Below are 3102 nucleotides of genomic sequence, written 5' to 3' on the forward strand. Positions count from 1 at the left end.
TTTTAAGGTCATGGTACCTACAAATGCTTTCCAGTTTGTAGCCCTGCCGTTAACGGTTAAACAGCCCGACGAGGGGTGAAATAATGAGTGAAATTTTTCGGCTCAGATCCCCCAGAATGGGCCCGGCTGTTTCATTCTCGGCTACAAATTGCCGAAGGAGAGGGGGAGAACCGGTGACAGGGGGAGGGGGCGAAAGTTTTTTCGGGTTAAAAATACCTTTTCCCAGACCGAAAAATTCTCCCCATCTCCCTCTCTCCCCGTCTCCGGAGTCTCCCTCTCTCGCCATTTTTCGGGGGAAAATGAAACGGCCCTGCCAGAATGGGGGGTTTGGGGGTTCGATATTTTTCATCATGGCTTCACACTGCTATAAAATTCAATTCCGCTGTCGCGAATTTGGGACGGGTCGGGTTGCGAAAGAAAACGGAAAATGCACCGGCTCGGTCGGTATAAATCCCCCATTGGGGGGAAACTTGGGGGGCCGTTTTTTATGCCGTCAGGCAGAAAAAAATTGTCCCCCCATTTTCCCGGAAAAAAATCAATTAAAATTGTAGGGTGAATGTGCATCAACTTCAAGTTTTCCATCTCTTTTGATGGGAACGTCGGTTCGAGCGGCGGTATTCATGAACAGCGAATATTTGACGGCATCAGAGGGAAGGATCTTATGGATTGAGGGAAATTGCGGCGACGGCGGCCGCACCGAAGCCGAGATCCGCGATCGCGCGACGCTGGAAAATCTCTTGTGCGGCCGGAGTTATCAAGTCCGGCGTGCGACGGGTTGCCAGCAGGCTTGGGATGTTTTGAAATCCGAGCCATGCGATGTCATCCTTGTCGAAACCCGACTTCCCGACGGAACGGGTTACGAGTTGTGCCACTGGCTCAAATCGAGGGTTCAATTCCAACAAATACCGGTCATTTTAATGGAAAGTCCAGGCGATCGCTTAAATCGAAGCACCGTTTTCAACGTCGGCGGTGCGGACTACCTGATGCAACCGCTGCATCCCCAAGAGACCATCAAGCGGGTGGAATATCAGATCACCCTACTCCGCCAGCAACGGCAGCTCACGGAACAAAATCTCGGCCTGAGCTGGGAGCGGAACAAATCCCAAATCGCCCAGTTGGCCCTCGAACAGCAGCAGGCCTTTTTGCGGATGGTGATCGACGCGAACCCCAACCTAATTTTTATCAAAGACTGGAACGGCCGCTTCACCCTGGCCAACCGCACGATCGCCGACCTCTACGGGACGACGGTGGAAGGGTTGCTGGGCAAAACCGAAGCCGACTTCAACCCCAACCGTCACCAAACCGACCGGTTGCTGGAGGGCGATCGGGAGATCATGGCCGCCGGAAAAGCCCGACTCGTCGCCGCCGAACCCCTGCGCCTGGCGACGGGGGAGGTGCGCTGGTTCCAAACCAACAAAATTCCCCTGATTTCCGAGGACGGCAAAATCCGCCACCTCCTGGGCGTCTCCACCGACATCACCGAACGGCAGGAGGCAGAACGGGCGCTGTGGTCCCACGCCGAACGGGAGCGGCTGCTGCGCGGCATCGTGCAGCAAATTCACGAATGTCTGGACCTCGACGACACCCTCAAATGCACCGTCACCCAAGTGCGGGAATTTCTGGGGGCCGATCGCGTCCTCATCTACCGTCCGGAGGCGGGCGACGACTATCGGGCGGTGATGGAATCCGTCGAAAGCCCCTGGCAACCGGCGCTCGGGACCTCCGTCAACTACGGTTGGCTCTCGGAAGCCTTCCGGGAACTCGAAGCGGCCGACGACATCCAAATTCGCGCGATCGCCGACACCCACGCCCCCGAAGTGCCGGAAGCCGTCCGGGAGCGGCTCGAAGGGTTGCAGGTCGCCGCCTGCCTGATCTTACCCCTGATCCGCCACTATCCTCAGCGGACCGAAAATGACGGCGGGTGGGAGCATTCCCTGTGGGGGTTGCTCGTTATCCACCAGTGCGGCGGCCCCCGGGAGTGGCGCCCGGAAGAAATCGAAGCCCTGCGATCGCTGGCCACTCCGATCGCGATCGCCATCCAGCAGGGGGAACTCTACGCCCGACTGCAAGTCGCCAACCGGGAACTCGAACACCTCGCCACCCTCGACGGACTCACGGGACTCGCCAACCGCCGCCAGTTCGACACTTACCTACACCGGGAGTGGCAGCGGATGTTGCGGGACGAAGCCCCCCTGTCGGCGATCATGGGGGACGTGGACTTTTTCAAAGCCTACAACGACACCTACGGCCACCAGATGGGGGATGAGTGCCTCAAAGCGATCGCCAAAGTCCTCGACCGCTGCGCCAAACGCCCCGCAGACCTCGCCTGCCGCTACGGGGGCGAAGAATTCGCGATCGTCCTCCCCGACACCCCCCCGGAAGGCGCCCTGCAAGTCGCCGAGGAGATCCGCACCGAGATACAAAAACTGCACGTCAAACACGAGACATCCGCAATTTCCAACTGCGTCACCCTCTCCCTCGGGATCGCCTGCCGGGTCCCGACGCCCGACCTCGCCCCGGAACACCTGATCGAACTCGCCGACGCCGCCCTCTACGAAGCCAAACGCCTCGGCCGAAACCGCATCGTCTGCGATCGGGGATGATCGGGTCTGCTCCCTGCCGTGTTTCTTTGAGTCCCCGCACCGACTTCCCTCCGTCCCCCACTCCCGGGGACTCTCGATTGATCGCAGTGCGCGATCGTATAGTTACAAAACCTATAAAAGGGAGTTGGGAGTTGGGAGATTCATCATTCCCGGCGTGTTACCACGCCAGCACTCGTTATTTTCCTTTCTCAAAAAAAATTAAGAAATGTTAAAATTTTCGACTTTTTTGGGGAGGGGGGTTGCTTTTGCTCTTGACTTTCTGTATTATTTTAGATAATGGGAGTGGTGACGAAAATATTATTTTTGCAACCACTCCCATTATGAGGGTTTATGTCAATATCTTACCGGAAATCGCCGCCCCCTGTCAACCCCTTTTCACCCATTTCGAGCCCGATTTTTAAAAAAATTTTGAATGAGGAGGAGTAAGCTCACCCCGGTCTAAAGACGCGGGGCTTTCGCACTAACCCGTTACAGTATCTAGCCAAGAGCAAGATAGAGG

1 protein-coding gene is annotated in these 3102 nt (G+C 56.9%); it reads left to right on the top strand.

Going from position 1 to position 3102, the window contains the following annotated elements:
• The first annotated feature begins 620 nt into the window (after positions 1 to 620).
• The gene (locus tag LKE08_RS00550) at positions 621 to 2603 is read left to right on the top strand and encodes a diguanylate cyclase (protein ID WP_324702242.1); all 1983 of its coding nucleotides are present in this window, start codon (positions 621 to 623) and stop codon (positions 2601 to 2603) included.
• Positions 2604 to 3102: the final 499 nt, after the last annotated feature.

This window comes from Lyngbya sp. CCY1209, from assembly GCF_035615495.1.
Lineage (GTDB): Bacteria > Cyanobacteriota > Cyanobacteriia > Cyanobacteriales > Microcoleaceae > Limnospira.